This window comes from Falsiroseomonas sp. E2-1-a20, assembly GCF_051433195.1.
Lineage (GTDB): Bacteria > Pseudomonadota > Alphaproteobacteria > Acetobacterales > Acetobacteraceae > Falsiroseomonas.
Genome location: NZ_JBHMFT010000002.1, coordinates 154,199 through 181,126, shown reverse-complemented (window position 1 = coordinate 181,126; position 26,928 = coordinate 154,199). Strand labels below are relative to the sequence as shown.

At 70.9% G+C, this 26,928-nt stretch carries 29 protein-coding genes; 11 read left to right on the top strand and 18 right to left on the bottom strand.

Annotation, left to right across the window (positions count from 1 at the left end):
* Positions 1 to 106 precede the first annotated feature (106 nt).
* Positions 107 to 286: a hypothetical protein gene (locus tag ACFHPP_RS03345; RefSeq protein ID WP_437161851.1), complete on the top strand. Its 180-nt coding sequence runs from the start codon at positions 107 to 109 to the stop codon at positions 284 to 286.
* On the opposite strand, the gene ACFHPP_RS03340 is transcribed toward ACFHPP_RS03345, so the two are convergent.
* From ACFHPP_RS03340 to ACFHPP_RS03310, 7 genes are read right to left on the bottom strand one after another with little or no spacing between them, the layout of a single operon-like run.
* A complete protein-coding gene (locus tag ACFHPP_RS03340) occupies positions 283 to 1,029 on the bottom strand; it encodes a TlyA family RNA methyltransferase (protein ID WP_437161850.1) in 747 nt (248 codons plus the stop codon). The two genes, ACFHPP_RS03345 and ACFHPP_RS03340, sit on opposite strands and share 4 nt — an antisense overlap.
* A gap of 28 nt (positions 1,030 to 1,057) precedes the next feature.
* Positions 1,058 to 2,194 carry a mandelate racemase/muconate lactonizing enzyme family protein gene (locus ACFHPP_RS03335; protein ID WP_437161849.1) on the bottom strand — a complete coding sequence of 379 codons (1,137 nt, stop codon included), beginning with the start codon at positions 2,192 to 2,194 and terminating at the stop codon, positions 1,058 to 1,060.
* Between the two features lies 1 nt (position 2,195).
* On the bottom strand, positions 2,196 to 4,118 hold the full coding sequence (gene dxs / locus ACFHPP_RS03330; RefSeq protein WP_437161848.1) for a 1-deoxy-D-xylulose-5-phosphate synthase: 1,923 nt from the start codon (positions 4,116 to 4,118) through the stop codon (positions 2,196 to 2,198).
* Positions 4,119 to 4,123: 5 nt separating this feature from the next.
* On the bottom strand, positions 4,124 to 5,035 hold the full coding sequence (locus ACFHPP_RS03325) for a polyprenyl synthetase family protein (RefSeq protein WP_437161847.1): 912 nt from the start codon (positions 5,033 to 5,035) through the stop codon (positions 4,124 to 4,126).
* Positions 5,035 to 5,286 carry an exodeoxyribonuclease VII small subunit gene (locus ACFHPP_RS03320; protein WP_437161846.1) on the bottom strand — a complete coding sequence of 84 codons (252 nt, stop codon included), beginning with the start codon at positions 5,284 to 5,286 and terminating at the stop codon, positions 5,035 to 5,037. The genes ACFHPP_RS03325 and ACFHPP_RS03320 overlap by 1 nt, the downstream gene beginning before the upstream one ends.
* Positions 5,287 to 5,337: 51 nt before the next feature.
* On the bottom strand, positions 5,338 to 6,267 hold the full coding sequence (locus ACFHPP_RS03315; RefSeq protein WP_437161845.1) for a histone deacetylase family protein: 930 nt from the start codon (positions 6,265 to 6,267) through the stop codon (positions 5,338 to 5,340).
* Entirely contained in the window at positions 6,264 to 6,509 is a 246-nt protein-coding gene (locus ACFHPP_RS03310; RefSeq protein WP_437161844.1) for a sulfurtransferase TusA family protein, read from the bottom strand. The genes ACFHPP_RS03315 and ACFHPP_RS03310 overlap by 4 nt, the downstream gene beginning before the upstream one ends.
* Before the next feature lie 75 nt (positions 6,510 to 6,584).
* Between ACFHPP_RS03310 and ACFHPP_RS03305 the strand changes: the two genes are divergently transcribed.
* The 6 genes from ACFHPP_RS03305 to ACFHPP_RS03280 all read left to right on the top strand — a co-directional run bounded on the left by ACFHPP_RS03305 (position 6,585) and on the right by ACFHPP_RS03280 (position 10,493).
* On the top strand, positions 6,585 to 7,460 hold the full coding sequence (locus ACFHPP_RS03305; RefSeq protein WP_437161843.1) for an ROK family protein: 876 nt from the start codon (positions 6,585 to 6,587) through the stop codon (positions 7,458 to 7,460).
* Positions 7,457 to 7,822: a hypothetical protein gene (locus ACFHPP_RS03300; RefSeq protein WP_437161842.1), complete on the top strand. Its 366-nt coding sequence runs from the start codon at positions 7,457 to 7,459 to the stop codon at positions 7,820 to 7,822. Before ACFHPP_RS03305 ends, ACFHPP_RS03300 begins: the two co-directional genes overlap by 4 nt.
* Positions 7,819 to 8,106, top strand: coding sequence for a hypothetical protein (locus ACFHPP_RS03295; RefSeq protein ID WP_437161841.1), 288 nt, complete (start codon positions 7,819 to 7,821; stop codon positions 8,104 to 8,106). Before ACFHPP_RS03300 ends, ACFHPP_RS03295 begins: the two co-directional genes overlap by 4 nt.
* 2 nt (positions 8,107 to 8,108) lie before the next feature.
* Entirely contained in the window at positions 8,109 to 9,374 is a 1,266-nt protein-coding gene (locus ACFHPP_RS03290; protein ID WP_437161840.1) for a DNA polymerase IV, read from the top strand.
* A gap of 69 nt (positions 9,375 to 9,443) precedes the next feature.
* Positions 9,444 to 10,031, top strand: coding sequence for an antitoxin Xre/MbcA/ParS toxin-binding domain-containing protein (locus ACFHPP_RS03285; RefSeq protein ID WP_437161839.1), 588 nt, complete (start codon positions 9,444 to 9,446; stop codon positions 10,029 to 10,031).
* Between the two features lie 3 nt (positions 10,032 to 10,034).
* On the top strand, positions 10,035 to 10,493 hold the full coding sequence (locus ACFHPP_RS03280; protein ID WP_437161838.1) for an RES family NAD+ phosphorylase: 459 nt from the start codon (positions 10,035 to 10,037) through the stop codon (positions 10,491 to 10,493).
* A 15-nt stretch (positions 10,494 to 10,508) separates the two neighbouring features.
* On the opposite strand, the gene ACFHPP_RS03275 is transcribed toward ACFHPP_RS03280, so the two are convergent.
* Both ACFHPP_RS03275 and mmsB read right to left on the bottom strand, forming a co-directional pair.
* Positions 10,509 to 11,561 (bottom strand): hypothetical protein, encoded by a 1,053-nt coding sequence (locus ACFHPP_RS03275; RefSeq protein WP_437161837.1) that lies wholly within the window; start codon positions 11,559 to 11,561, stop codon positions 10,509 to 10,511.
* A gap of 53 nt (positions 11,562 to 11,614) precedes the next feature.
* The gene (gene mmsB / locus ACFHPP_RS03270; RefSeq protein ID WP_437161836.1) at positions 11,615 to 12,493 is read right to left on the bottom strand and encodes a 3-hydroxyisobutyrate dehydrogenase; all 879 of its coding nucleotides are present in this window, start codon (positions 12,491 to 12,493) and stop codon (positions 11,615 to 11,617) included.
* 167 nt (positions 12,494 to 12,660) lie between these two features.
* Here mmsB and ACFHPP_RS03265 point away from each other — a divergent pair, with 167 nt between their 5' ends.
* Positions 12,661 to 13,290 carry a hypothetical protein gene (locus tag ACFHPP_RS03265; protein ID WP_437161835.1) on the top strand — a complete coding sequence of 210 codons (630 nt, stop codon included), beginning with the start codon at positions 12,661 to 12,663 and terminating at the stop codon, positions 13,288 to 13,290.
* 38 nt (positions 13,291 to 13,328) lie between these two features.
* The gene (locus tag ACFHPP_RS03260; RefSeq protein WP_437161834.1) at positions 13,329 to 14,057 is read left to right on the top strand and encodes a lytic transglycosylase domain-containing protein; all 729 of its coding nucleotides are present in this window, start codon (positions 13,329 to 13,331) and stop codon (positions 14,055 to 14,057) included.
* Positions 14,058 to 14,060: 3 nt separating this feature from the next.
* On the opposite strand, the gene clpB is transcribed toward ACFHPP_RS03260, so the two are convergent.
* A complete protein-coding gene (clpB, locus tag ACFHPP_RS03255) occupies positions 14,061 to 16,664 on the bottom strand; it encodes an ATP-dependent chaperone ClpB (RefSeq protein WP_437161833.1) in 2,604 nt (867 codons plus the stop codon).
* Positions 16,665 to 16,779: 115 nt separating this feature from the next.
* On the opposite strand from clpB, the gene ACFHPP_RS03250 reads away from it, so the two are divergent.
* Positions 16,780 to 17,544 carry an MOSC domain-containing protein gene (locus tag ACFHPP_RS03250; protein WP_437161832.1) on the top strand — a complete coding sequence of 255 codons (765 nt, stop codon included), beginning with the start codon at positions 16,780 to 16,782 and terminating at the stop codon, positions 17,542 to 17,544.
* Positions 17,545 to 17,596: 52 nt separating this feature from the next.
* Here the strand turns inward: ACFHPP_RS03250 and ACFHPP_RS03245 are convergent, their stop codons facing one another.
* From ACFHPP_RS03245 to hisS, 4 genes are all read right to left on the bottom strand, one after another.
* Positions 17,597 to 18,157 (bottom strand): DUF4167 domain-containing protein, encoded by a 561-nt coding sequence (locus ACFHPP_RS03245; RefSeq protein ID WP_437161831.1) that lies wholly within the window; start codon positions 18,155 to 18,157, stop codon positions 17,597 to 17,599.
* Positions 18,158 to 18,387: 230 nt separating this feature from the next.
* Complete coding sequence (prmC, locus tag ACFHPP_RS03240; RefSeq protein WP_437161830.1) at positions 18,388 to 19,266, bottom strand: peptide chain release factor N(5)-glutamine methyltransferase; 879 nt, start codon at positions 19,264 to 19,266, stop codon at positions 18,388 to 18,390.
* A complete protein-coding gene (gene prfA / locus ACFHPP_RS03235; protein WP_437161829.1) occupies positions 19,263 to 20,318 on the bottom strand; it encodes a peptide chain release factor 1 in 1,056 nt (351 codons plus the stop codon). Before prfA ends, prmC begins: the two co-directional genes overlap by 4 nt.
* Positions 20,315 to 21,562: a histidine--tRNA ligase gene (hisS, locus tag ACFHPP_RS03230; RefSeq protein ID WP_437161828.1), complete on the bottom strand. Its 1,248-nt coding sequence runs from the start codon at positions 21,560 to 21,562 to the stop codon at positions 20,315 to 20,317. The genes prfA and hisS overlap by 4 nt, the downstream gene beginning before the upstream one ends.
* Positions 21,563 to 21,696: 134 nt before the next feature.
* Here hisS and ACFHPP_RS03225 point away from each other — a divergent pair, with 134 nt between their 5' ends.
* The gene (locus tag ACFHPP_RS03225; protein WP_437161827.1) at positions 21,697 to 22,122 is read left to right on the top strand and encodes an ester cyclase; all 426 of its coding nucleotides are present in this window, start codon (positions 21,697 to 21,699) and stop codon (positions 22,120 to 22,122) included.
* 8 nt (positions 22,123 to 22,130) lie between these two features.
* Here the strand turns inward: ACFHPP_RS03225 and ispG are convergent, their stop codons facing one another.
* The 4 genes from ispG to ACFHPP_RS03205 all read right to left on the bottom strand — a co-directional run bounded on the left by ispG (position 22,131) and on the right by ACFHPP_RS03205 (position 26,836).
* Positions 22,131 to 23,270: a flavodoxin-dependent (E)-4-hydroxy-3-methylbut-2-enyl-diphosphate synthase gene (gene ispG / locus ACFHPP_RS03220; protein ID WP_437161826.1), complete on the bottom strand. Its 1,140-nt coding sequence runs from the start codon at positions 23,268 to 23,270 to the stop codon at positions 22,131 to 22,133.
* A 91-nt stretch (positions 23,271 to 23,361) separates the two neighbouring features.
* On the bottom strand, positions 23,362 to 24,417 hold the full coding sequence (locus tag ACFHPP_RS03215; protein ID WP_437161825.1) for a helix-turn-helix domain-containing protein: 1,056 nt from the start codon (positions 24,415 to 24,417) through the stop codon (positions 23,362 to 23,364).
* Between the two features lie 134 nt (positions 24,418 to 24,551).
* Positions 24,552 to 25,595, bottom strand: a complete 1,044-nt coding sequence (locus tag ACFHPP_RS03210; RefSeq protein WP_437161824.1) for an NAD(P)H-dependent flavin oxidoreductase — start codon at positions 25,593 to 25,595, stop codon at positions 24,552 to 24,554.
* The gene (locus ACFHPP_RS03205) at positions 25,595 to 26,836 is read right to left on the bottom strand and encodes an aspartate kinase (RefSeq protein ID WP_437161823.1); all 1,242 of its coding nucleotides are present in this window, start codon (positions 26,834 to 26,836) and stop codon (positions 25,595 to 25,597) included. The genes ACFHPP_RS03210 and ACFHPP_RS03205 overlap by 1 nt, the downstream gene beginning before the upstream one ends.
* Positions 26,837 to 26,928 lie beyond the last annotated feature (92 nt).

Genomic DNA, 26,928 nt, shown 5'->3' with positions numbered 1-26,928 from the left:
TCACGGATTCGTGAAGTCGGGAGGTGAAGCAACCTGACCGTTGACTTCGCGTTCCTGCTTTGATGCTGCGGTGCGACATGCCGGCAGCTCCCGCGGGAACACATCGATGACCGAGCGCGAGATGGACCAGAAGCTGGCGGAACTCGACCGGCTTCTGAACGACCCCGAGACGAAGATGGACGCGCACAAGGTGTGGTCGCTGCTCGCCGAGATCAGCCGGCCGAGCCTGCCGGTGCCGGCCGCGCCGCGCGCCACCTATCCCGGCACCGCGCCGCGCGCGGGCTAGACCTTCCGCCGCGCCGCGATCAGGAATTCCCGGTTGCCCTCGGGCCCCAGCAGCGGGCTCGCCTCCACCCCCAGCACGCTCCAGCCGGGCAGCCCGGCCCACCAGTTGCGGATCTGCGCGCAGACGCTGTCATGCACCCGCGGATCGCGCACCACGCCGCCCTTGGCGACGTTCGGCCCCACCTCGAATTGCGGCTTGATCAGCGCCACCGCCCAGCCGCCCGGCGCCGCCAGCCCGAGCGCCGCGGGCAGCACGGTGCGCAGGCCGATGAAGCTGGCATCGCAGACCACGGCGCCGGGCGGCTCCGGGATGTTCGACGCATCCAGGTAGCGGGCGTTGGTGCGTTCCATCACCACGATGCGCGGGTCGTTCCGCAGCTTCCAGGCCAACTGCCCGTGGCCGACATCGACGGCATAGACCTTCGCCGCGCCGCCATGCAGCAGCACGTCGCAGAACCCGCCGGTGGAGGCGCCGACATCCAGCGCCACCACGCCCTGGGCGGACAGCCCGAAATGCGCCAGCGCATGCGCCAGCTTCACCCCGCCGCGGGACACCCAGGGATGGTCCTGGCCGCGCACCTCCAGCGGCTGGCCCTCCTTGATGGTGTCGCCGGCCTTGGAGACCCGCGCCTCGCCGGAGAACACCTTGCCGGCCAGGATCAGCGCCTGCGCCCGCGTGCGGCTTTCCGCCAGGCCCCGGTCCACCAGGGCCTGGTCGGCGCGTTGCTTTGGGGTCGCGCCCATCAGGCGCGCTGCTTGCAAAGGTCGCCCATCAGGCGGCGAAGCGCGTGAGGACGCTGCGGTCGATGGTGATGCCGAGGCCGGGCCCCTGCGGCACCGCCATCCGGCCATTGGCGAAGGCGATGGGTTCCGCCAGCAGCGCATCGCGCACCGGGTGCGGCGACCGGTCCAGCTCCAGCAGCGGCGGGCGCGGGTACAGGCCGGGCGGGTTGTCCGGGATCACCGCAAGCAGGTGCAGGGACGCCGCCAGCGCCACGCCGGTGCCCCAGACATGCGGGTTGACGCGCACGCCGAAGGCGCTGGCTATGTCCGCGATCTTTTTGAGTTCGGAAATGCCGCCGCAGGCCGCCACGTCCGGCTGCAGGATATCGGCGGCGCGACGCTGGATCATCTCGCGAAACCCCCAGCGGGTGAAGCTGGCCTCCCCGCCCGCGACCGGGATCGGCTGGCCCCGCTTCACCTCCAGGTAGCCCTCGATATCCTCCGGCGGCACCGGTTCCTCGAACCAGCCGATGTCGCAATCCGCCACGGCGCGGCCGAAGGCGATGGCGGCCGGCGCATCGTAGGCGTGGTTGCAATCCACCAGCAGCCCGACATTCGGCCCGATGGCGTGGCGGAAATCCCGCGTCAGGGCGATGTCCTCGGCCAGCCCCCAGCCGGTCTTCAGCTTGAGCGTGCCAAAGCCTTCCTCCAGCCGCGCCTCGGCTTCCTCGGTCAGGTAGCGCAGGTGGTCGCGGCGTTCGCGGCGGTAGAATCCGGTGGCGTAGGCCTCCACCTCGGTCCGCAGCGGCCCGCCCATCAGCCGGTGCACCGGCAGGCCGAGCGCCTGGCCGGCGATGTCCCACAGCGCGATGTCGAGCGCGCTGATCGCCTCCACCACCAGCCCGCGCTGGCCGTGGTCGCGCAGGCGGTTGTACAGGGACTGCCACAGCGCCTCCCGCGCCATGGCGTCCTGGCCGACCAGCAATGGGGCGAGCCAGGCGCAGATCGGCGCGGTGAGTTCGGGTGGCCCGAAGGCCTCGCCCCAGCCGGTGATGCCATCCTCCGTCACCACCTCCACCAGCATGGCGCCGCGGCGGCGGTACCAGGCCTGGGAATAGGCGAAGGGTTCCGGCAAATCCGCCATCAGGACATGCGGCACGACGGATCGGATGATCGTGCCGCGCATGTCAGGCGCGCGCCGGCAGGGCCTCGGCGGTCTCCAGGCCCAGCGCGGCCAGGGCGGTGGCGACGACGTGGCGCGCATTCAGGCCGGCGTGGTCGTACTGCACCTTCGGCGCGGCGTGGTCGATGAAGGTATCCGGCAGCGTCATCGGCCGGAACTTCGTCTGGCCGTCGAGCAGCCCCTTCCACAGCAGATGGTGCGCGACGAGGCTGCCGAAGCCGCCCATCGAGCCTTCCTCGATGGTGATCAGCACCTCGTGGTGCTTCGCCAGGCGCTCCACCAGCCCTGTGTCCAGCGGCTTGGCGAAGCGGGCATCTGCGACGGTGCAGGTCAGCCCCTGCGCCGCCAGTTCATCCGCCGCCTTCATGCACTCGGCGAGCCGCGTGCCGTAGGACAGGATGGCCACCGCGTTGCCTTCCCGCAGCACCCGGCCACGCCCGACCTCGAGCGGCGTGCCGCGCGCCGGCAGCGTCAGGCCGAGGCCCTCGCCGCGCGGGTAGCGGAAGGCGGAGGGGCGGTCGTCGATCATCGCGGCGGTTGCGACCATGTGCATCAGCTCGACTTCATCCGCCGCCGCCATCAGCACCATGTTCGGCAGGCAGCCGAGATAGGCGATGTCGAAGCTGCCGGCATGCGTGGCGCCGTCCGCCCCGACCAATCCTGCCCGGTCCATGGCGAAGCGCACCGGCAGGGATTGCAGCGCCACGTCATGCACCACCTGGTCGTAGGCGCGCTGCAGGAAGGTGGAATAGATCGCGACGAAGGGCTTGAGGCCTTCCGTCGCCATGCCGGCGGCGCAGGTGACGGCGTGCTGCTCGGCGATGCCGACATCGAAGCAGCGCTGCGGAAACTTCTTCGCGAACAGGTCGAGCCCGGTGCCGGCCGGCATCGCCGCGTTGATCGAGACGATGCGTTCATCCGCCTCGGCCTCCGCGATCAGGGCGTTGGCGAACACCTTGGTGTAGCTGGGCGGGCCGGGCGGGGCCTTGGCCTGCTCGCCGGTGATGACGTTGAACTTCTGCACGCCATGGTACTTGTCGGCGCTGGCCTCGGCCGGGGCGTAGCCCTTGCCCTTCTGGGTCACGACATGCAGCAGGATGGGCTGCGCATCCTCGGCATCGCGCAGGTTGCGCAGCACCGGCAGCAGGTGGTCCAGGTCGTGGCCATCGATCGGGCCGACATAGTAGAAGCCGAGTTCCTCGAACAGCGTGCCGCCGGTCAGCAGGCCGCGGGCGAATTCCTCGGCACGGCGGGCGGTGCGCTCGATCGGGCGCGGAAAGCGGCGGGCCAGCTTCGCCATCATCTCCCGCACCGAGAGGAAGGGGCGGGAGGAGACGACCTTGGACAGGTAGGCGCTCATCGCGCCCACGGGCGGGGCGATCGACATGTCGTTGTCGTTGAGGATGACGATCAGCCGCGCCTTCGCCGCGCCGGCATTGTTCATCGCCTCATAGGCCATGCCGGCGGACATCGAGCCGTCGCCGATCACGGCGATCACATGCCGTTCGTCGCCCTTCAGGTCGCGCGCCATCGCCATGCCGAGGCCGGCGGAGATCGAGGTGGAGGAATGCGCGGCCCCGAACGGGTCGTATTCCGATTCCGTGCGCCGGGTGAAGCCGGACAGCCCGCCCTCGGTCCGCAGGGAGCGGATGCGGTCGCGCCGGCCGGTCAGGATCTTGTGCGGATAGGCCTGGTGGCCGACGTCCCAGATCAGCCGGTCGCGCGGCGTCTCGAACACCGCATGCACGGCGACGGTCAGTTCCACCACGCCGAGCGAGGCGCCCAGGTGCCCGCCGGTCTGGCTGACGGCATCGATGGTCTCCGCCCGCAATTCGTCGGCCAGTTGCTTGAGCTGCTCCCCCGAATAGTTGCGGAGATCGGCCGGGACGCGGACGCGATCCAGCAGGGGAGTGACCGGTGGCGCCATGGTTCTCAGCTCTTCCTCTCGATGGTGTAGCCGGCGAGGTCGCGCAGCAGATCGGCCCGCTCGCCCAGGCTGTCCAGGTGATGACGCGCCTGGTCCACCAGGCGTTCCGCCTGCATCCGCGCCCGTTCCAGGCCGAGGATACCCAGCAGCGTGGCCTTGCCGGCTTCCGCGTCCTTGCCCGTACGTTTACCGGTTTCCTCCGGCGTTGCGGTCGCGTCCAATAGATCATCCGCGATCTGGAACGCCGCGCCGATATCCCGCCCATAGGCGGCCAAAGCATGGCGCAAGGGTGGCGGCGCCTTGCCGAGGATGGCGCCGGCCTCGGCGGAGAACTCGATCAGCCTTCCGGTCTTCAGCAGTTGCAGCCGCCCGACATGCGCCTCGTCCAGCACCTCGCCGGAGGCTTCGGCCAGCATGTCCAGCATCTGCCCGCCGCACATGCCCCGGGCGCCGGCCGCCTTGGCGAGGCAGCGGACCAGTTCCACCCGCACGGCGGGGTCGGAATGGGTTTCCTCATCCGCCAGGGTGCCGAAGGCCAGCGCCTGCAACGCATCGCCGGCGATGATGGCGGTCGCCTCGTCGAAGGCCTTGTGCAGGGTGGGCTTGCCGCGGCGGAGGTCGTCGTCGTCCATCGCCGGCAGGTCGTCATGCACCAGGGAGTAGGCGTGCAGCATCTCGATCGCCGCGGCGACGCGCAGCGCCGCCTTGCGGGAGACGCCGAACTGCTTCGCCCCCTCCAGCACCAGGAAGCCGCGCAGCCGCTTGCCGCCGCCGATCACGGCGTAGCGCATGGCGGCGAGCAGCGGCGCTTCCGGCCCTTCCTCCGGCGGCAGGATCTGGTCGAGCGCCTCGTCGATTTCGGTGGCGGCCTCGGCCAGGGCAGTGCGGAGCGGCGACATGGGCTGGGTGTCCGGCATCACGCCATGTCCCGCAGGCCGCTGGCCTGGCCGGGGCCAGCCTCCACGATGGCCTGCACCTTGGCCTCGGCTTCGGCCAGCTTCGCCTCGCAGTGGCGGCGGAGCGCCGCGCCACGTTCATAGGCGGCCACGGCTTCCTCCAGACGTCCCTTGCCTGCTTCCAGGTCCTTCACGATCCCCTCCAGCTCCGCCAGCGCATCCTCGAAGGAGAGGGAGGCGACGGGCCTCGAAGTGTCAGGCTGAGTTGACATCAACTTGGTCTTCCATGGGAAGCAAAAAGATATGCGGGGCCTACGCCGATGTCAGGCCCGCATCAGGGCCCGGACATGGGTGGCGGTGGACAGGGCCAGCGCCTCCAGGTCGTAGCCGCCTTCCAGCAGGCTCACCAGACGGCCTTCGCAATGCTTTTCCGCCAGGGCGCAGAGTTCGGTGGTCAACCAGTCGAAATCCGCCTCCCGCACCCGGAGTTGCGCCAGGGGGTCGGCGGCGTGCGCGTCAAATCCGGCTGACACGAGGATGAGGTCGGGGGCGAAACTGTCAAGCGCCGGCAACAACCGGTCCCGCCAGGCGGCGCGGAAGGCCGGGCCATCGGCGCCGGGGGGCAGCTTGGCGTTCAGGATGTTGCCGACGCCGGTCTCGTCGCTGTCGCCGGTGCCGGGGTAGCAGGGCCATTGGTGGCTGCTGGCATAGAACAGGGTGGCGTCGGACTCGAAGCAGGCCTGGGTGCCGTTGCCGTGGTGCACGTCGAAATCCACCACGGCGACCTTCGCCAGGCCATGCGCCGCCTGGGCGTGGCGGGCGGCGATGGCGGCGGTGGCGAACAGGCAGAAGCCCATCGGGCGCTTCGGCTCGGCATGGTGGCCGGGCGGGCGGGTGGCGCAGAACACCCGGCGCACCTCCCCCCGGCACACCGCATCCACCCCGGCGATGGCCGCCCCCGCGGCGCGCAAGGCGGCCTCGGCGCTGCCGGCGCTCATCACCGTATCGGCGTCGAGCGCGACGCGCTCCTCCCCCTCCGGCCGGATGCCGAGGATGGCATCGACGTAGCCGGCCGGATGCACGCGCAGAAGCTGTTCCACCGTCGCCAGCGGCGCCTCCGCCCGGATCAGGCCGGCGAATTCCTCGGTATCCAGGGCGCGCAGCACGGCGCGCAGCCGGTCCGGGCATTCCGGATGGCCCTCCCCCGGGTCATGGCGCAGGCAGGCCAGGTGGGTGAACAGCAGGACGCTCATGGGGATGGCGCCGAGTCTTCGCGCTTGCGGAGCGTGAAGCGGTACAGGCCCTTTTCCTCCGAGAACCCCACCAGCGCGTGCCCCGTCTCCGCGGCATAGGCCCGAAAATCCTTCACGCTGGCCGGGTCCGTCGCCAGCACCACCAGGCGTGCGCCGGGCGCGAGGCCGCGCAGGGCCTTGTTGGCCTTGAGGACCGGCAAGGGGCAGGTCAGGCCCTGGACATCCAGCAACGTCTCGCTCATCGGCCAGATTCCACCACCCCCGCCGGATGAAGGCAAGCGCTTGCCCCGCGGCGTGCCGGGCGCCACCTTGCCGCCATGTCCTGGCGCATCGGCATCGATCTCGGCGGCACCAAGGTGGAGGTCGCGGCGCTCGACCCCGGCGGCACGCTCCGCCTGCGCCGCCGCCTGCCGACCCCGCCGGACTACGCGGCGACCATCGCCCGCATCGCGGAGATGGTGGCGGCCGCCGAGGCCGAGATCGGCGCGCAGGCCAGCATCGGCATCGGCATCCCCGGCAGCGAGAGCCCGGCCACTGGCCTGATCCGCGGCGCCAATTCCACCTTCCTCAACGGCCGCCCCCTGGGCGCCGACCTCGCGGCGCGGCTCGGCCGGCCGGTGCGGCTGTCCAACGACGCCAACTGCCTGGCGCTGAGCGAGCTGCACGACCATCCGGGCACCGGCTTCGCCGTCATCCTCGGCACCGGCGTCGGCGGCGCCCTGGTGGCGGGCGGGCGGCTGGTGGAGGGGCGCAACCGCGTCGCCGGCGAATGGGGCCACAACCCGCTGCCCTGGATGACCGAGGCCGAACACCCCGGCCCGGCCTGCTGGTGCGGCCAGCGCGGTTGCATCGAGACCTTCCTGTGTGGCCCCGCGCTCGCCGCCGATGCCGATGGCCCCGGCGCCCGCGATGCCTCCGGCCTGCCCGCCCGCGCCGCGGCCGGCGAGGCCCGGGCGCAGGCGGCGCTGGACCGGCATGTGGAGCGGCTGGCGCGCGCCCTGGCTTCCGTGGTGAACCTGCTGGACCCGGATGTGATCCTGCTCGGCGGCGGGCTGTCCAACATGGCGCATCTGTATGAGGCGCTGCCGCGGCTGATCCCGCGCCACGTCTTTTCCGACACCTTCGCCACCCCGATCCGCGCGGCGCGGCAGGGCGACAGTTCCGGCGTGCTCGGCGCCGCCCGGCTGTGGTGAGGCAGGGCCTGATCTTCGGCGGGCTGGCCTTCTGCGCCGGCGCGGTGCTGGGCCCGGTGCGGGAATTGCTGCTGGCGCCGCGCCTCGGCGGCATCCCGGCCGCCTGGCTGGAGGCCGCGGCGATGGCCGTGCTGCTGTGGCTGGCCGCCGGCCTGGTTCTGCGCCCGCCCCTGACCAACGGCGAGCGCGCCGTGGTGGCCGGCGTGGCGCTGGCGGTGGTGCTGCTGGCGGAGGCGGCCCTTGGCCTGATCCTCCAGGCCGCCGCCCCTTCCCGCGCCCCGCGCGGGTTCGCCGAGCAACTGCCCGGCCTGCTGCTGCTGGCCTGGCTGCTGGCGCTGCCCTTCCTGCGGCGGCGACGATGACGCGGCAGGGCGTGGCGGACCTGCTGATGGGCGGCGCGGTGCTGCTGATGGCGGTGGCCATGGCGCACCTGCTGCGCGCGATGCTCGCCACCGTGCGGGCGATGCGCGCTGGCCATGCCGGCGCCTGGCTGCTGACCGATTCCCTGCGCTTCCATGACGAGGCGCGCGCCCCGGCGGCGGCGCGGCCGCATGTGCGGGCGGTGCGCGCCAGCTTCCGGCGGCTTTGGCCCTGGGCGCTCGCGGCGATGGCGCTGGCGGTGCCCGCCGCCATCCTGGCCGCGTGACCATGCCCGCCCTCTGCCGGGACTGCCTGTCCCGCGACCCGCCCGGCGCCACCTGCCCCGCCTGCGGCAGCCGCCGCATCGTCCGCCACGCGGCGCTGTTCCGGCTTTCCGTGGCCCATATCGACTGCGACGCCTTCTACGCCAGCGTCGAGAAGCGCGACCGCCCCGAATTGCTGACCCGCCCGGTGATCGTCGGCGGCGGGCGGCGCGGCGTGGTCTCGGCGGCCTGCTACGTGGCGCGGACGCGCGGCGTGCGCAGCGCCATGCCGATGTTCAAGGCGCTCGCCGCCTGCCCGGACGCCGTCGTCATCAAGCCGGACATGGCGAAATACGTCGCCGTGGCGCGCGAGATGCGGGAGATGATGGAGGCGCTGACCCCGCTGGTGCAGCCGCTGTCGATCGACGAGGCGGTGCTGGACCTGAGCGGGACGGAGGCCCTGCACCGCGCCCCGCCCGCTTTGGTGCTGGCCCGCTTCGCGCGGGAGGTGGAGCGGCGGCTGCGCATCACCGTCTCCATCGGCCTGGCGCCGAACCGGCTGCTGGCGAAGCTGGCGGCGGAACGCGACAAGCCGCGCGGCTTCGCCGTGATGGGCGAGGAGGGTCGCGCGTGGCTGGCGGACCAGCCGGTGACGCTGCTGCCGGGGGTGGGGCCGGCCTTGGCGAAGAAGCTGGCCGGCGCCGGCTTCACCCGGCTCGGGCAACTGGCGGCGCTGGAGGTGCGGGAGGCGGCGCGGCGCTTCGGCGAGGATGGACCGAGCCTCGCCGCGCGCGCCCGCGGCGAGGATGCGCGGCGCGTGGACCCGGCGCGGGCGGTGAAGAGCATCTCGGCCGAGACGACCTTCGACACCGACCTGCGCACCCTGGCGGAGCTGGAAGTGCCGCTGTGGCGGCTTTGCGAGAAGCTCGGCCGTCGGCTTTCCGAGAAGGGGCTGGCGGCGGCGGGGGTGGTGCTGAAGCTGAAGACGGCCGGGTTCGAGAGCCGGACGCGGACGGTGCGGCTGGGGCGGCCGACGAAGCTCCCGGAAATGCTATTCCGGGCGGCGCAGCCGATGCTGGCGAAGGAGGTGTCCGGCACGGCCTTCCGGCTGATCGGCGTGGGGACGCAACCGCTGGCGCCCGGGGATTCTGCCGACCTTCCAGACCTGGCGGACCCGGAGGCGGCACGGCGGGCCGTCAGGTGGGCGGCGGTCCAAAAGCTGCGGGCGCGGTTCGGGGAGGAGGCGGTGGTGAGTGGGCGGGCGCTGGGCGGCAAGCCTCGCCCGGAGTGAGCGCGACGTTTCCTTGCAACCGACCACCTGGGGCCATATCTTGCCCCATGTGGTCGGAGACCAGGCAGCATGCTCACCAACTACGACGCCCAGGCGGTGGCCGCGCTGATGGGCATCGCCTTCATCCCGGAGGGCTCGAATCGGGAGGGCGATTTCGTGATCCACCTCGGCGACGCCACCCTGGAGATGGTCGAGGCGCGGGCGGACCAGACTTTTGCCGGGTTTGGCCCGAACGAAGGGCGCGGGACGAAGCTGGACCTCGGGTCTCGCCGCGTCTCCCTGCCCTCCCCGGCGCTGATCGAGAAGGCGGTGGAACGCGGGCTGCCGCGGCAGGCGCTGCGGCATGTGGCGGAATCACTGGCCGGCGGCGACAAGGCCCGCGCCGCGAGCCTGGAATGGGGCGTGGTGCCGAAGACGACGCTGGAGCGCCGCGCCACGCAGCTTTCGCCGCAGGAAAGCGAGCGGACCGAACGGGTGGCCCGGCTGTTCGTCCATGCCCGCCGCGCCCTGGGCTCGGAGGCGGAGGCGCGGGAGTTCATGACCACGCCGCATCCTGCGCTGGACGGGCGCAGCCCGGTGGACGCGGCCCGCACCGACCTCGGCACGCGGCGGACGGAGCAGGTTCTGAACGCGCTGGAATACGGGCTGGCGCTGTAGCGCGTGCGCCTTTGGCGCATTGTCACGGGGCCGCACCCGATCTGGTCCGGCGAGGGCGCCCGGCTGTTCGGGCAACGCTGGAATCCGCCCGGGCTGGCGGCGATCTACACCGGCACGAGCTTCGCGCTGTGCCTGGTGGAAGTGCTGGTCCACGCCAACCGGAAAAGCCCACCGAGTGCGGCGCGCTGCGTGGTGGCGGAGGTGCCTGAGGATGTGTCGCGGGAGCGGTTCGAGCCGGGGCGGCATCCGGGGTGGGATGATCCGTTCGAGGTCTCGGTGGCGCAGGCGTTTGGGGGGGCGTGGCTGCGGGAGGGAAGGTCGGCGCTGCTGATCGTGGCGTCTGTGGTCACGGGGGGAAGGGATGAGAATGTGGTGGTGAATCCGGGGCATCCGGACTCGGCCCGGATTTGGGTTGGGGCGGAGCAGGCAGTGAGGATGGATCCGCGGATTTTCGAGCGGTAACGAGGTTCGCTCGCTTCAGCCTTTCGTGGTCCAGTCCACGCTAGGCTCCCACGGCATCTGCTGCGCCCCTAGGTGCGCTGGCGTAGCAGCGTAACGCGCAGAGGCGGCGGCGTCACGCATAAGCGCCGTCATACACCTCTGCAAACTTACAAAGCGGTGAAGCGAGTCCTGACCGGGCGCTGACGAATCACTAGGACCAAGCGGCATTTCAATAAAAGGGTAGATCACCCCGTTTCGTTCGTACTCGCAAAGTCGGAGCCAGCGCGCACCTTCGCCCGACCCGAGCGGACGCCGATGAAGAAATTCGTTACGGTATTCAGACAAGTCAGCAAGCCAGGGGTCGCTACTGGTTTGGTCGTAGCCACGAAGAACTTTGTCGACGATCGGTTCTAATCTTAAATCTGAATGAGCAGCTTTTGAAACCCACCTTTTGAACCGATTCATGGCATCAATACTCGGTGGCGCATTAAAGCTGTAGCCCAACAAGACACCGAGGTAATCTCGTGCGCTCCCTAGCTCTGAAAGTACGGAGTGAAACGCAAGCTGGAGGTCGCTCAGCGGAAGATTACTGAACAAAATTCCTGGCTTTCGCTTCTCCTCAATCGCCGCAAGCAGCTGATCCCTATAATGATCAGACGCATCCCGAAGTCGTATCCCAGCCGCGCGCAGACTGAAGGAAATATGGTTCGCGAGCTCGGCATACCGCCTATCACCCGCCCGATCAGCGTTCGCTGCAATGTTGATCCACAGATCAGCGGGTTGAGGCTGGCCATTATACGGACCATCGAGCGGCGTCCAAACTCTAGAATGTAGCGACGCACCAAGCCCGCTGATCTCATTACCACCGAAGAGCTCTGCGCCGAGATTTTTTGCTATGTTTAAAATAGAATTTATTGGTACAGGCTTCAGTGCGTGAATGGCTCCGCCGATAGTAACCGGATGCCAGGCCCAAAACCCAGCACTAGAACCAAACGCCCTTATGCCTCCCGTCACGTGCAACTCCTGAGCTACACGAATTGCCCCGCTACTGATGTCGGAGATCTGGAGCGATTCTTCGGGGACGGTCATCCGTCTCGGCTACCTTCGAGTCTGATTGCCTTCCAGGCCATATCCGCGCGCAGTCATGTCGCTCTGTCCCTCACCATCCTCACCACACCCGAAAAATCCCTCTTTCCGCCTCCCTCCTCCACAAACCTCCGATAAACCTCCAGCGCCTTCTCCCCCACCGGCAAGTCCAGCCCCGCCTCCTGCGCCGCCCCGACCGCCAGCCCCAGATCCTTCAACATCAGGCTCGCCGCGAACCCCGGCGCGTAATCCCGGTTGGCCGGGCTCCCCGGCACCGGCCCCGGCACCGGGCAATACGTCGTCAGGCTCCAGCTCTGCCCCGAGGATTTGGACGCCACGTCGAACAGCGCCTGGTGCGAAAGCCCGAGGCTTTCGGCCAGCACGAAGGCCTCGGCGGTCACGATCATGGTCGCCGCCAGCATCATGTTGTTGCAGGCCTTGGCCGCCTGCCCCGCCCCCGCCTGCCCGCAATGGATCGCGGCCCGGCCCATCTGCGCCAGGATGGGCTCGGCGGCGGTGAAGGCGGCCGCATCGCCGCCCACCATGAAGGTCAGCGTCCCGGCCTCCGCCCCCATCACCCCGCCGGACACCGGCGCATCCAGGAAGAAGCGGCCGCTTTCCGCCGCCAGGGCGCGGGCCGTCGCCACGTCGATGGTGGAGCAATCCACCAGCACGGCATCCTCCGGGCACGCGGCGGCGACTCCGCCCGCCCCCAGCAGCGCGTCGCGCACGTGGCGGCCCTCGGGCAGCATGGTGAAGACGAATTCGGCCTGCAGCGCGGCGGCGGCGGCGCTCTCGGCCATGGTGGCGCCGGGCACCGCCTGCATCGCGGCCGCGGACAGGTCGAACACCGCAACCGCGTGGCCCGCGCGCACCAGGTTGCGCGCCATCGGGGCGCCCATGTTGCCGAGCCCGATGAAGCCGATGCGTGCCATGGCCGCCTTCTCCCGCGTTGTGGCGGCAAGGCTAGGACGCCGCCGCGCCCTCGTCACCCGCCCGCATGAAGCCGCAATCCGGGCGCGGAATGAGCGCGGTGCTCGGGGGAGGCTGGGGGATGGCGGAGGGTGACAGGGCGGGGCCGGCTGGCCTAAGCAACGCGGCCATGGCCCGCATCTCCCTCCTCCTCCTTCTCATCCTGGCCGGCTGCCGGCCGAGCTACTCGCCGGACGACTACGCCACCAGCGCCGTGCAGCAGATGAACCGCGTGGAACAGGCCGTCATCATCGGCCAGCGCCGCGTCACCGTGACGGCGGAGGGTGCGACGGGCGCGGCCACCGGCGGCGCGGCGGGCGGCATCGTCGGCTCCCAGGCCGGGGGCGGCAACATGACGGGCGCCATCGGCGCGGTCGGCGGCGCGCTGGTCGGCGGGTTGTTCGGCGCGGCGACGGAACGGGTGGCTGGCAACACCACGGCGATGGAATACATCGTCCGCAAGACCAACGGCGAGCTGCTGTCCGTGACGCAGCGGGACGAGATTCCGCTGGCGGTGGGGGAGCGCGTGCTGGTCATCGCCGGCGCCCAGGCGCGCATCGTGCCGGACTACACGCAGACCCTGCCGGAGCCCGCCGCGCCGGAGCCTGCGCCCGCACCGGCACCCGCACCGGCACCCGCACCCCCGCCCGCACCGGCCGCCGGCCTCCTGGCGCCGCCTGCCGCCTCGGTGCCGCCCGTCGAAGCCGTGCCACTGCCGGCGGCGGCGCCCACGGCGGAGCCCGCGCCACCCCCGCCCTGAACCGCCGGCCCTGGCACGGGGCTTGCCGTGCGCGGGCCATGCGCACGCTGTTCCTGCTGATCCTGCTGATCCTCGCCGCGCCCGCCGCCAGGGCGGAGCCCGGCCTGCTGTGCCGCGCCGCCATCCAGGCCGCCGAGCGCGCCGCCGCCTTGCCGCCGCAGCTGCTGATGGCCATCGGCCGCGTCGAATCCGGGCGGCGGGACCCTGATAGCGGCGCCTTCCACCCCTGGCCCTGGACCATCAATGCCGAGGGACGCGGGCAATTCTTCCCCACCAAGGCGGCAGCCATTGCCGGGGTGCAGGCCTTGCAGGCCGGCGGCATGCGCTCGATCGACATCGGCTGCATGCAGGTGAACCTGCGCCACCATCCGGACGCCTTCGCCAACCTCGATGCCGCCTTCGACCCGCTGACCAACGCCACCTACGCCGCCCGCTTCCTGACGGAGCTGAACGCCACCCGCAACGACTGGACCCGCGCCGCCGCCGCCTATCATTCCCAGACGCCGGAGCGGGCGGAGCCCTACCGGGCCCGGGTCCTGGCCGCCTGGGCGCAGGAACAGGGCCGGCCGCACCCGCCGGTTGCGCTGGCCGGTGCCGCAGGGCTGGGTGCCCGCGGCGGCGCCGGCCTGTCCAATGGGGCGGAGCGGGCCATGGTCATCGCCGCCCCGGCCGGCACCGCCGGGCGCGGGCTGGACGCCTATCGCAGCCTGCCCGTGCCCATCGCCGGCCGGGCGCGCGGCGCCGCGCTGCTGGCAGCGCGGCGCTGAGGCTCAGGCGGCTTCCTGCGCCTCCGGCGATCCAGGCGGCGCCGGCCGCACCTCCAGCCCGTCCGGGCTGGCGGAGACCAGCAGGTGCGTGCCGTCATGCAGCGTGCCTTCCAGCAGCAGGCCGGCCAGCTTGTCCTGCAGGTTGCGCTGGATGACGCGCTTCAGCGGGCGGGCGCCGTAGGCCGGGTCGTAGCCGGCTTCCGCCAGCCATTCCCGCGCGCTGTCGTCGAGGTCCAGCACGATCTTGCGGTCTTCCAGAAGCTTCCGCAGGCCGCGCAGCTGGATGTCCACGATCGCCGCCATGTCGCTGCGCGCCAGGCGTCGGAACAGGACCACCTCATCCAGCCGGTTCAGGAATTCCGGCCGGAAGCGGTCGCGCACCGCCCGCATCACCGCCGGCCGCGCCGCCTCGATGTCGGACGTCTCGGGCAGTTCGGCGATGGCCTGGCTGCCGAGGTTGCTGGTCAGCACGATGATGCAGTTGCGGAAATCCACCGTGCGGCCCTGGCCGTCGGTCAGGCGGCCATCATCCAGCACCTGCAGCAGGATGTTGAAGACGTCGTCGTGGGCCTTCTCCACCTCGTCGAACAGGATCACCTGGTAGGGGCGGCGGCGGATGGCCTCCGTCAGCGTGCCGCCTTCCTCATAGCCGACATAGCCGGGCGGGGCGCCGATCAGCCGGGCGACGGCGTGCTTTTCCATGAACTCGGACATGTCGATCCGGGTCATGGCGCGCTCGTCGTCGAACAGGAAGTTCGCCAGCGATTTGACCAGTTCCGTCTTGCCGACGCCCGTGGGGCCGAGGAACAGGAAGCTGCCGATGGGGCGGTTCGGGTCCTGCAACCCGGCCCGCGCCCGGCGCACGGCCTTGGCCACCGCCTCCAGCGCCTCCTCCTGCCCGACCACGCGCTTGCGCAGCTGGTCTTCCATCTTCAGCAGCTTGGCGCGCTCGCCCTCCAGCATCTTCTCCACCGGAATGCCGGTCCAGCGGGAGACGACGGCGGCGATGGCTTCCTCCGTCACCGCCTCGTTCACCAGGCGCGCATCACCGTCACCGGCCTCGGCCAGCTTCTTCTCCAGCTGCGGGATGACGCCGAAGCGAAGCTCGGACGCCTTGGCCAGGTCGCCGCGGTTCTGCGCCAGGTCGAACTCGGTCCGCGCGCGGTCCAGCTCCTCCTTCAGCTTCTGGCTCTCGACCACCAGGGACTTCTCGGCCTCCCAGCGCCCGGTCATCTCGGCGGAGCGTTCCTCCAACTCGGAAAGCTCCTTCTCCAGCTTCAGCAGGCGGTCCTTGCTGGCGCTGTCCGACTCCTTGCGCAGCGCCTCGCGCTCGATCTTGAGGCGCATGAGGTCGCGGTCGATCGCGTCCAGCTCCTCCGGCTTGCTGTCCACCTGCATCCGGAGGCGGGAGGACGCCTCGTCCATCAGGTCGATGGCCTTGTCCGGCAGGAAGCGGTCGGTGATGTAGCGGTTGGACAGCGTGGCGGCCGCCACCAGCGCGCCGTCCGTGATGCGGACGCCGTGGTGCAGCTCGTACTTCTCCTTGATCCCGCGCAGGATGGAGACGGTGTCCTGCACCGAGGGCTCGCCCACCAGCACCGGCTGGAAGCGCCGCGCCAGCGCCGCGTCCTTCTCGACATGCTTGCGGTATTCATCGAGCGTGGTGGCGCCGACGCAATGCAGCTCGCCACGCGCCAGGGCCGGCTTGATGAGGTTGGAGGCGTCCATGGCGCCATCCGCCTTGCCGGCGCCGACCAACGTGTGCATCTCGTCGATGAACAGCACGATGTCGCCGGCGGCCTCCTCGACCTCCTTCAGCACGCCCTTCAGGCGCTCCTCGAACTCGCCGCGGTATTTCGCGCCGGCGACCATGGAGCCCAGGTCGAGCGCCATCACCTTCTTGTCCTTCAGCGCCTCCGGCACGTCGCCGCGCACGATGCGCAGCGCCAGGCCCTCGACGATGGCGGTCTTGCCGACGCCGGGCTCGCCGATCAGCACGGGATTGTTCTTGGTGCGGCGGGCGAGGACCTGGATGGTGCGGCGGATTTCCTCGTCGCGGCCGATGACCGGGTCGAGCTTGCCTTCGCGCGCCAGGGCGGTGAGATCCCGGGCGTATTTCTTCAGCGCCTCGAACTGCTCCTCGGCGTTCTGGCTGTCCACGGTGCGGCCCTTGCGCAGCGTCGCCACCGCCGCTTCCAGCCGGGCCGGGTCCGCCTTGGCGGCACGCAGCGCGCGGCCGGAGGGGCCATCGCTGGCGGCCAGCGCCACCAGCAGCCGGTCCTGCGCCACGAAGCTGTCGCCGGCCTTGGTGGCGGCCTGCTGGGCCGCATCCAGCACGCGGACGATGTCGGGGGTGAATTGCGGCTGGCCGGCGCCGGCGCCCTGCACCTTGGGCTGGCGGCCGATCTCGGCATCCACCGCCTGCTTGGCGGCGTTGGGGTCGCCACCGGCGGCCCGGATCAGCCCGGCCGCCGCGCCCTGCTCGTCATCGAGCAGTGCCTTCAGCAGGTGTTCCGGCGTGACGCGCTGGTGGAATTCGCGAATCGCGATGGTCTGCGCGGCCTGGAGGAAGCCCCGGGCGCGGTCGGTGAATTTCTCGATGTCCATCCAACTGTCCCTCTCTTGAGCGGACTGGCGTCCCCCGCCCCCGATCGGGCAGCGAGGGCGTCGCCTTCCCCCTTGATGTGGTAAGTCCAGGCGCAACGCTTCAAGGGCTTTCGGCATGCGCGTTGAACGGATCTCCCGCTACCCGGTGAAGGGCCTGTCGCCCGAGGCGATGGAGGCGGTCGACCTGCGCCCCGGGGAGGGCCTGCCGGATGACCGCCGCTTCGCCTTCGCCCAGGGCGACAGCCCCTTCGACCCGGCCGCGCCGGTCTGGCTGCAGAAGCGCCATTTCGCCTGCCTGATGGCGAATGCCCGCATCGCCGCCATCCGCGCCGGCTACGAGGATGGCATCCTGCGGCTGCACGCCCCGCCGGCGCCGGTCTTCGAGGCCGATCTGCGCACGGAGGCCGGCCGCAGCGCCGCTGCCGCCTGGATGACCGACTACCTCGGTGAGGAGGCCCGCGGCGCGCTGCGCTTCGCCGAGGCGCCGGGCCACGCCTTCACCGATATCGCCGCCAAGGCGGTGTCCATCCTCGGCCTGAATTCGGTGCGGGCGCTGGAGGAGAAGGTGGGCATGACGCTCGACCCGATCCGCTTCCGCGCCAACATCCATGTGGCCGGCGGCAAGCCCTTCGCCGAATTCGACTGGATCGGGCGGGAGATCCTGCTCGGCGGCGCCCGGCTGCGGGTGTTCAAGCGCACCCAGCGCTGCCCGGCGACCGAGGTGAACCCGGCGACCGCCGAACGCGACGCGAAGCCGCAGAAATGGCTGCGCGAGCATTTCGGCCACATGGACATGGGCGTCTATGCGGAGGTGCTGGAGGGCGGACGGGTCGCGCTGGGCGATGCGCTGGAGCCGGTGCAGGCCGAATTGCTGGCCTGAGGCGACCAGCCCCCCGCATCAGGGGGGCTGCGCCGTTCAGTCGTCGCCCGGTTCAGTCGTCGCGGGGGTCGCGCTGGTCCTGCTGGCCGTCGCCATCCTGGTCCATCTGGTGGCCATGGCCATTGCCGTTGGCCCCGTTGCCATTGGTGCCATTGCCGTTCTGGCCGTTGGCGTGCTGCTGGCCGTTGCCGTTCTGCTGGCCGTAGCTGGACATCGACATTTCGGCCTGGTCCGAGGGCTGCTGGCCCTCGTTGCCGTCCTGGTCCTGGTAGCGGCGCTGCGGCGGGTAAGGCTGGCCACCCTGCTGCTGGCTCGCCTGGCTCATCGCATTCAGGATGCGGAAATAATGCTCGGCGTGCTGGAAATAGCTTTCCGCCATCACCCGGTCGCTGGCGCCGGTCGCGTCGCGGCCGAGCTGCAGGTACTTCTCGAACAGCTGCTGCGCCGTGCCACGCAGGCGCATGTCCGGGCCGTTGCTGTCGAAGATGTGGTTGCGGTTCATCGGCTGGTGGCCACCGCCACCTCCGCCGCCGCCCCCGCCGCCCTGGCGATACGGCCCACCGCCGCCGCCGCCACCGCCCCCGCCGTGACGGTTGCCGCCGCGGCCGCGCATGCGTTTCATGTTCATAGGTCTGGCGTTCGCCGTCTCGCAATCGCGCCGCCGGACCGGGGCTGGGCCCCACCGGGAACGCTGGATTATCGGTTTGCGTCTGCGCGGCAGGCCGGCACGCGAGAGGGGTTTCTTCAGCCCCGCCGCCATCGCCCGGCCGCTACGGAACCGGGCCGCATCCGCATGCCCCACTCCGCCGCGCCAACTTAGTGCCGCCGGGGCGTGGCGCCAAACTATTTTTTTGAGGACCCTGGTATTCCGAGACTCAAGGCGCGCTCCACCCCGCCCAGGTCGCTCCGGCACCCCAGCGGGACGAGGCCCGCGGCAACGGCCAGCGCCTCCACCGCCAGGCGCTGCCCCTGGCCGAGTTCCAGCACCGCGACTCCACCCGGCGCCAGCAGCCCCGGCAACGCGCCGGCCAGCGCCCGGTAGGCCATGAGCCCATCCGCGCCGCCATCCAGCGCCCCGGCGGGTTCATGCCGCGCCACCTCCGGCATCAGCCCGGCGATGGCGGCCGATTCGATGTAGGGCGGGTTGGACAGCACCAGGTCGAACCGGCCCGCCAGCGCCGCCGCCCAATCACCCGCCAGGAAGGCCGCCCGCCCCGCCAGCCCGTTGCTCCGGGCATTGCCGGCGGCCAGCGCGGCGGCGGCGGGCGAAAGGTCCACGCCGATGCCGAAGGCGGCCGGCCGCTCCGCCAGCACCGCCAGCAGCAGGCAGCCGGTCCCGGTGCCGAAATCCAGCACGCGCAGCGGCGCCGCCGCATCCGGAAACGCCGCCAGCGCCGCCTCGACCAGCGATTCCGAATCGGGGCGGGGGATCAGGGTGGCGGGGGAGACCGCCAGATCCAGGGTCCAGAAGCCCTGCCGTCCGAGGATGTAGGCCATCGGCACATGCGCCAGCCGCGCCCGCAGCGCCTGGCCGAAGCGGGCCGCCGCTGCGGGCGGCACCGGCGCGCGCGGGTCGCGCAGCAGCGCCTCCGCCGTCACGCCCATGGCGTGGCCGAGCAGCAGGCGCGCTTCCAGGCGGGGGCTGTCGATGGCAGCGGCGCGCAGCACCTGGCCGGCCTGGCAGAGGAAGGCGCCGACGGTCTCGCCGGGCTCGCAGTTCACTCCGATTCGGCCGCCAGCCGTGCCGCCTCATCCTCCGCCGTCAGGGCGCCGATGATCTCCTCGAACTCGCCCAGCATCACGCGGTCGATCTTGTGCAGGGTCAGGCCGATGCGGTGGTCGGTCACGCGTCCCTGCGGGAAGTTGTAGGTGCGGATGCGCTCCGACCGGTCGCCGGTGCCGACCTGGCCCTTGCGGTCCGCCGAGCGCACCCCGGCCAGCCGCGCCCGCTCCGCCTCATACAGCCGGGCGCGCAAGACCTTCATGGCCTTGGCCTTGTTCTTGTGCTGCGACTTCTCCTCCTGCATCGCCACCACGACGCCGGAGGGGATGTGGGTGATGCGGACGGCGCTGTCGGTCTTGTTCACATGCTGGCCGCCGGCGCCGGAGGCCCGGTAGGTGTCTATCCGCAGGTCGCCCTCATTGATGTGGACATCGACCTCCTCCGCCTCCGGCAGCACGGCCACGGTGACGGTGGAGGTATGGATGCGGCCCTGGGTTTCGGTGGCGGGCACCCGCTGCACCCGGTGCACGCCGGATTCGAACTTCAGCTTCGCGAAGACGCCGCGGCCCTCGACGCCGGCGGTCGCGCCCTTCACCCCGCCGAGGTCGCTGGCGTCGTAGTCCAGGATCTCGAAGCGCCAGCCCTGGGCGGCGGCGTAGCGCTGGTAGGCGCCGAACAGCTCCGCCGCGAACAGCGCCGCCTCGTCGCCGCCGGCGGCCGGGCGGATTTCGAGAATCGCGCTTCGGCTGTCGGCGGCATCGCGCGGAAGCAGCATCAGGCGGATCTCGCGTTCCATCCGCGGCAGGCTGTCGCGCAGCTCATAGAACTCGGCCTCGGCCAACTCGCGCAGCTCCGGGTCCGCCAGCATGGCCTCCGCCTCGTCCCGCGCCTTTTCCGCCGCGCGATAGGCCGAGACCTTGGCGACCAGCGGTTCGAGGTCGGAAAGTTCCTTGGACAGGTTGCCGATCTGGTTGCCATCGGCGGTGTTCAGCGCGTGGCGGATTTCGTCCGCCCGGGTCAGCAGCCGGTCGAGTTTCTGTGGCAGGCTCATGCCGAAAGCCGAGCGACCGCCTCGGCAAGCGAAACCGTCTCCTGCGTCCCGCTATCCAGGTCGCGAAGCTGCATCACGCCCTGGGCCGCCTCGTCCTCGCCCAGGATCAGCGCGGCGCGGGCGGACAGTTTGTTGGCGCGTTCCATGCGGCGCTTGAGGTTGCCCTTGTAGGCGATCTCCGCCACCACGCCGGCCCGGCGCAGCGATTGCAGCAGGCCGAGCGCCGCCGCCTCCTGCGCCTCCCCCACCGGGATCACCGCGACGGGGCGTGGCGCGGCGGGGGCGGAGGCCATCAGCATGGCCAGGCGCTCGATCCCGGCGGCCCAGCCGACGCAGGGGGTGGGCGGGCCGCCCATCTCCTCGACCAGGCCATCGTAGCGGCCGCCGGCCATCACGGTGCCCTGGGCGCCCAGGCGATCGGTGACGAATTCGAAGGCGGTGTGGCTGTAGTAGTCCAGCCCCCGCACGATCCGCGGATTGCGCCGGGTTGGCACCCCGAGGGTTTCCAGGTGGCGCAGCACCGCTTCGAAGAAACCGGCGGCGGCGGGCGTCAGGAACGGCTCGATGGTTGGCGCGGTGGCGACGATGCGGCGGTCGCCCTCATCCTTGCTGTCGAGGATGCGCATCGGGTTCTTCTCCAGCCGCACCCGGCTGTCGGCGGAGAGATCCGCCTCATGCGCCCGGAAATGCGCGACGAGGGCGGCGCGGTAGCCGTCCCGGCTCTCGGCATCGCCCAGCGTGTTGATCTCCAGCACCACGCCGTCGGCGATTCCGAGATCGGTCAGGATGTGCCAGCCGGCGGCGATCACCTCCGCATCCGCCAGCGGCTCCGCGGCGCCGAGCACCTCGGCGCCGATCTGGTGGAACTGGCGGTAGCGGCCCTTCTGCGGCCGCTCGTAGCGGAACATCGGGCCGGCGTAGAACACCTTGCGGGGCAGGTTCGACTGCGTCAGGCCGTTGGAGACCAGGGCGCGGCAGATGCCGGCGGTGTTCTCCGGCCGCAGGGTCAGGCTGTCGCCGCCGCGGTCCTCGAAGCTGTACATCTCCTTCGACACCACGTCGGAGGTCTCGCCCAGGCTGCGGGCGAAGACGCCGGTGCTCTCGAAGATCGGTGTCGCCCATTCCTCGTAGCCATACAGCGCGGTGACGCGCCGCGCGGCGGCGGTGACGTGATGATGCGCGCGGAAATCCTCGCCGATCAGGTCACGGGTGCCGCGGACGGGCTGGAGCGGGGAATTGGCCATGCGGTGGCGCGTATCGCGGCACGCCATGGCGGGCAAGGGGTGGGCCTCACCTGCGGATTTTCTTCGAAGGACGCGCCGGCGTGGCGCTAGCCTGCCGGCTGCCGCCCCGGTTGGCGGCTCGGGAGGGTCATGCCATGCCGTCTTCAGCCGGTACCGTGCTGCGCCTGTGGTTCGAGGAGGTCTGGAACCGGCGCGATGCCGGGCGGATCGCCACCTATTTCGCGCCCGACGCCATCGCCTACGCCCTGGACGAATCCGGCGCCGATGCGCGGGGTCCGGAGGCCTTCCGCGCGTTCTTCGAGCGCTTCCTCGATGGCTTCTCCGACATCCACTTCACCGTCCATGACGTGGTCGAAGCCGGCCCGATGGCGGTGGCGCGCTGGAGCGCCAGCCTGACGCATAGTGGCGGCGGCCTCGGCATCCCGCCGACCGGGCGGACGCTCACGATCAGCGGCATGACCATGGCGCGGGTCGAGGACGGCATGATCCGCGAAGGCTGGAACGAGTGGGACCGGATGCGGCTGGCGACCGGCTGCGGATTGGTGCAGCCGGCGCAATAGCGCCGGGGCTATTCCGCCGCCTGCTGTTCCGCCGCCGCCGCCTCCGCCGCCTTGGCCGCGCGCATCGTCTCGGCGCGGGCCTCCACCAGGCTGATGATGTGCTCCACCATCTCGTCGGTCTTCACCGTGTGGCTGGTCTTGCCCATGCCGTAGACCATGTGCGTGCCGGCGCCGCCGCCGGTCAGGCCGATATCGGTCATCAGCGCCTCCCCCGGCCCGTTCACCACGCAGCCGATGATGGACAGGCTGATCGGCTGGTCGATATGCGCCAGCCGGTCCTCCAGCTTCTCCACTGTCCGGATCACGTCGAAGCCCTGCCGGGCGCAGGAGGGGCAGGAGATGACCTTCACGCCGCGGTGGCGAATATGCAGCGATTTCAGCAGGTCCCAGCCCACCGAGACTTCCTCTTCAGGCTCGGCACTCAGGGAAACGCGCAGCGTGTCGCCGATGCCGGCCCACAGCAGCGAGCCCAGGCCGATGGCGGATTTCACCGTGCCCGCCCGCCGGCCACCGGCCTCGGTGATGCCGATATGCAGCGGGTGGTCGCAGGCTTCCGCCAGTTGCTGATAGGCGGCGACCGCGAGGAAGACGTCGGACGCCTTTACGCTGATCTTGAATTCGTCAAAACCTTCCTGCAGCAGGTGGTCGGCGTGCCACAGGGCGCTCTCCACCAGCGCCTCCGGGTTCGGCTCCCCGTATTTCTCCAGCAGGTGCTTCTCCAGGGACCCGGCATTGACGCCGATACGGATGGAGCAGCCATGGTCGCGGGCGGCCTTCACCACCTCCTTCACCCGCTCCTTGCTGCCGATATTGCCGGGATTGATGCGCAGGCAGGCGGCGCCGGCCTGGGCGGCCTCGATGGCGCGGCGGTAGTGGAAATGCACGTCGGCGACGATCGGGACATTCACCTCCCGCACGATCTCGGCCAGCGCGGCGGTGGCCTCCTCGGTCGGGACGGAGACGCGGACGATGTCGACGCCGGCCAGTTCCGACTTGCGGATCTGCGCGATGGTGGCCGCCGCGTCCTCCGTCGGCGTGTTGGTCATGGTCTGCACGGTGATCGGGCTGTCGCCGCCGACCGGCACCTTGCCGACATGAATCAGCCGGGACTTGCGGCGGGTGATCTGCTGGTAGGGGCGGTAGGACATGGGGCTTCCCGGCTTTCCGAGCCCTCAGCATAGGGTGCCGCGGGCAATCCTTACAGGGGAGAAGGCCGCGGAGCGGGGCGCCCGCCCGCGCTCAGCGTCCCGGCGCGATGGCGGCACTCGGCGCGAGCGACCGCTGGCGCAGCCTTTCCGGGGCCAGGGCGATGTTGCGGCGGACGCCGACCTGGCCTTCCAGCACATCGGACAGCGCCCCATCCACGACGATGTCGAGCCCCTGCGCCTTGCCGGTATCCAGCAGCAGCACCCCATCCCGCACCGGCACCGGCCAGGCCTCCCCCGGGCGCAGCACGCGGCTGACCAGGGTCTGGCCGGACCGCTGGTCCTTCACCTGGACCCAGGCGCCGTCCGGGCTGTCCATCCGGGCGCGCAGTACCACGCGGGTGCCGTCCGGCAGGCCGGGGATCTCCACCAGGGCCGGCGGCGGCTCCACTGGCACGACCTCGACGACGGGCGGCGGGGCGGCCGGCATTGTCGCGGCCAGCGCCGAGGTGTTGGCGCCACTCGAAGGCGGTGCCGGGGGCGCCGACGGCACCACCGGGGGCAGGCCGCCCGGCGGCGGCAGCGCGGACAGCGGCAGGGCGCCCGGGCCGGCGGCCCGAGCGGCCTCCCGCCCCGGCATCTGCGTGCGGCCCTGATCCGCCGCCTGTTCCAGCCGCGCCGGCACCGGCGGCACGCGGTCCACCGTGCGGTCCCCGGCGCCGGAGATGTTGTACCAGGCGACATAGGACCCGATGGCCAGCACGGCGCCGACCACCACCACGGCGCCCGCCGGCACGCCACGTTCCGGCACGGGTTCGGGGAAGATCAGCGGCGTCTTCTGGTTCGCCGCGACGCCGGACAGGTCGCGGAACCGCCGCACCATCTCATCCGCATCCAGCCCGAGCGCGGTGGCATAGGCGCGCACGAAGCCGGTGGCGTAGGCCGGGCCGGGCAGGTCGCGCAGGCGGCCTTCCTCCAGCGCTTCCAGGTAGGGCCGGCGGATTCGCAGCCGGGTTGCCATCTCCTCCACCGTCAGGCCGAGGGCGAGGCGGGCGGAGGCGAGTTCCTCGCCGACGCGGCCAACCTCCGCGCCGCTGCTGTCGCCGCTGCCAAAGCCGAGTCGGGAGGTGCGTTTCAGGTCATAAGCCACGGGAGCTACATCTACCGCGCGGCAGGGAGGGCCGCAAACCCATTCCGGGCGCACAGCGCCCGAAATGGCCGCGGCAATCCGGCGGAAGTCCTTGAACGGGCAGAGATCAGCAGCGGCTCCGCAACGAAAAAAACTTACGCCCCGCGTGCCGCCAGGGCCATGGCGGCCTGCGCCACCAGTTCCTGCACGATCTCCGCCGCCGGCTGTTCCCGCGTCACCAGGCCGACGCTCTGCCCGGCCATGAGCGACCCGTTCTCGACATCGCCGTCGATCACTGCCCGGCGCAGCGCACCGGCCCAGAAATGCTCGATCTCGAGCTGCGCCGCGGCCTTCTCGACCTCGCCGGCCAGGAACCGGCGGATGGTTTCCGCCTGGTGCTCCAGGAAGCGCTTGGTGCCGCCATTCTGCAGGGCGCGTACCGGGATGACGGGGAAACGCTCATCCAGCTGCACCGTCGGCAGCGCATCCCGCGCGGCGCCGCGCAGGAAGGCCTTCTTGAAGTTCGGATGCGCGATGGATTCCGTGGCGCAGACGAAGCGGGTGCCGAGCTGCGCGCCGGCCGCGCCCATCTCGAGATAGGACAGGATCGCCTCCCCCCGCCCGATGCCGCCGGCGACGAAGACCGGGACATCGCGGATATGCGGCAGGATTTCCTGCGCCAGCACGGTCAGCGACACCGGGCCGATATGCCCGCCGGCCTCGCTGCCCTCGATCACCAGCGCATCGGCGCCGGACCGGACCAGCTTCTTGGCCATCGCGAGCGCCGGGGCGAAGCACACCACCTTGGCACCGCCCTCCTTCGCCGCCTTGATCGCCGCGCCGGGTGGAATGCCGCCGGCGAAGACGATGTGGCCCACCTTGTGGTCGATGCAGGTCTGCACCAGCTGGTCCAGCCGCGGATGCATCGTGATCAGGTTCACGCCGAAGGGTTTCTGCGTCAGCGCCTGCGTCGCGACGATCTCCTCGGCCAGCCGCGGCGGCTCCATGGCGCCGCAGGCGATGACGCCGAAGGCGCCGGCATTGGACAGTGCGGCGACCAGGTTGCGCTCGCTGACCCAGGACATGGCGCCGCCCATGATGGCGTAGCGCGTGCCGAAGAAGGCGGCGCCGCGCGCCATCAGCGCGTCGATCCTTGCCAAGGCCTCGGCTGGCGGCGTTGCCGGCGGAAGGGCGTCCATCAGCCCTCCCCCCGCCGCGCGGGCTCCGGCCCGTCCAGGCCATAGGCGGTGTGCAGGGCGCGCACCGCGAGCTCGGTGTAGTCGGCGGCGACCAGGACGCTGACCTTGATCTCGCTGGTGGAGATGACCTGGATGTTGATGCCCTTCTCCGACAGCGTCCTGAACATCGTCGCCGCGACGCCCGCATGGGTCCGCATGCCGATGCCGACGACCGAGATCTTGGCCACGTCCGGGTCGGCGATCAGCGCCTCGTAGCCGATCGCCCCGGCCTGCTTCTCCAGCAGGTCCCGCGCCCGCGGCAGGTCGGACCGGCCGAGGGTGAAGGTCATGTCCGTGCTGCCATCGTCGCCGATGTTCTGCACGATCATGTCCACGTTCACATTGGCCGCCGACAGCGGGCCGAAAACGGAGGCGGCGATGCCGGGCTTGTCCGGCACCCGGCGCAGCGTCACCTTCGCCTCGTCCCGCGAATAGGCGATGCCGGACACGATGGGCTGTTCCACGATTTCGTCCTCATCCACCACCAGGGAACCTGGCTTGTCCTCGAAGCTCGACAGCACCTGCACCCGCACGCGCTGCTTCATGGCCAGTTCGACCGACCGTGTCTGCAATACCTTGGCCCCGACCGAGGCCAGTTCCAGCATTTCCTCGTAGCTGATCTTCTCCAGCTTCCGGGCGCGCGGGACCATGCGGGGGTCGGTGGTGTAGATGCCGTCCACGTCGGTGTAGATGTCGCAGCGGTCTGCCTTGACGGCGGCGGCGATGGCGACTGCCGAGAGGTCGGACCCGCCACGGCCGAGCGTGGTCACCCGGTTGTCGGGGGCGATGCCCTGGAAGCCGGCGACGACGGGCACCTGGCCCATCTGCATGCGCTCGATCAGCAGCGCACCCTCGATGCTCTCGACGCGGGCCTTGCCATGGGCGGTATCGGTGCGGATCGGCACCTGCCAGCCCTGCCAGGACCGGGCATCGACGCCGATGGTTTGCAACGCGATGGCCAGCAGGCCGATGGTCACCTGCTCGCCGGTCGCCACCACCGTGTCGTATTCCCGCGCATCATGCAGCGGCGACAGCTCCTGGCACCATTTCACGAGCTGGTTGGTCACGCCGGACATGGCGGAGACCACCACCGCGACCTCGTGGCCGGCCTCGACCTCCCGCTTCACGCGGGTGGCGACGTTGCGGATGCGGTCGAGGTCGGCGACGGAGGTGCCGCCGAACTTCATCACGATGCGGGCCATGCGCGGGTCCGGGGGGTGGGTCAGAAGGTCTCGGCGGGGCGGCCCCTGTTGCGCCTCGCCGGAGGGCGGACAGATAACGGGGGCGTGGCCGG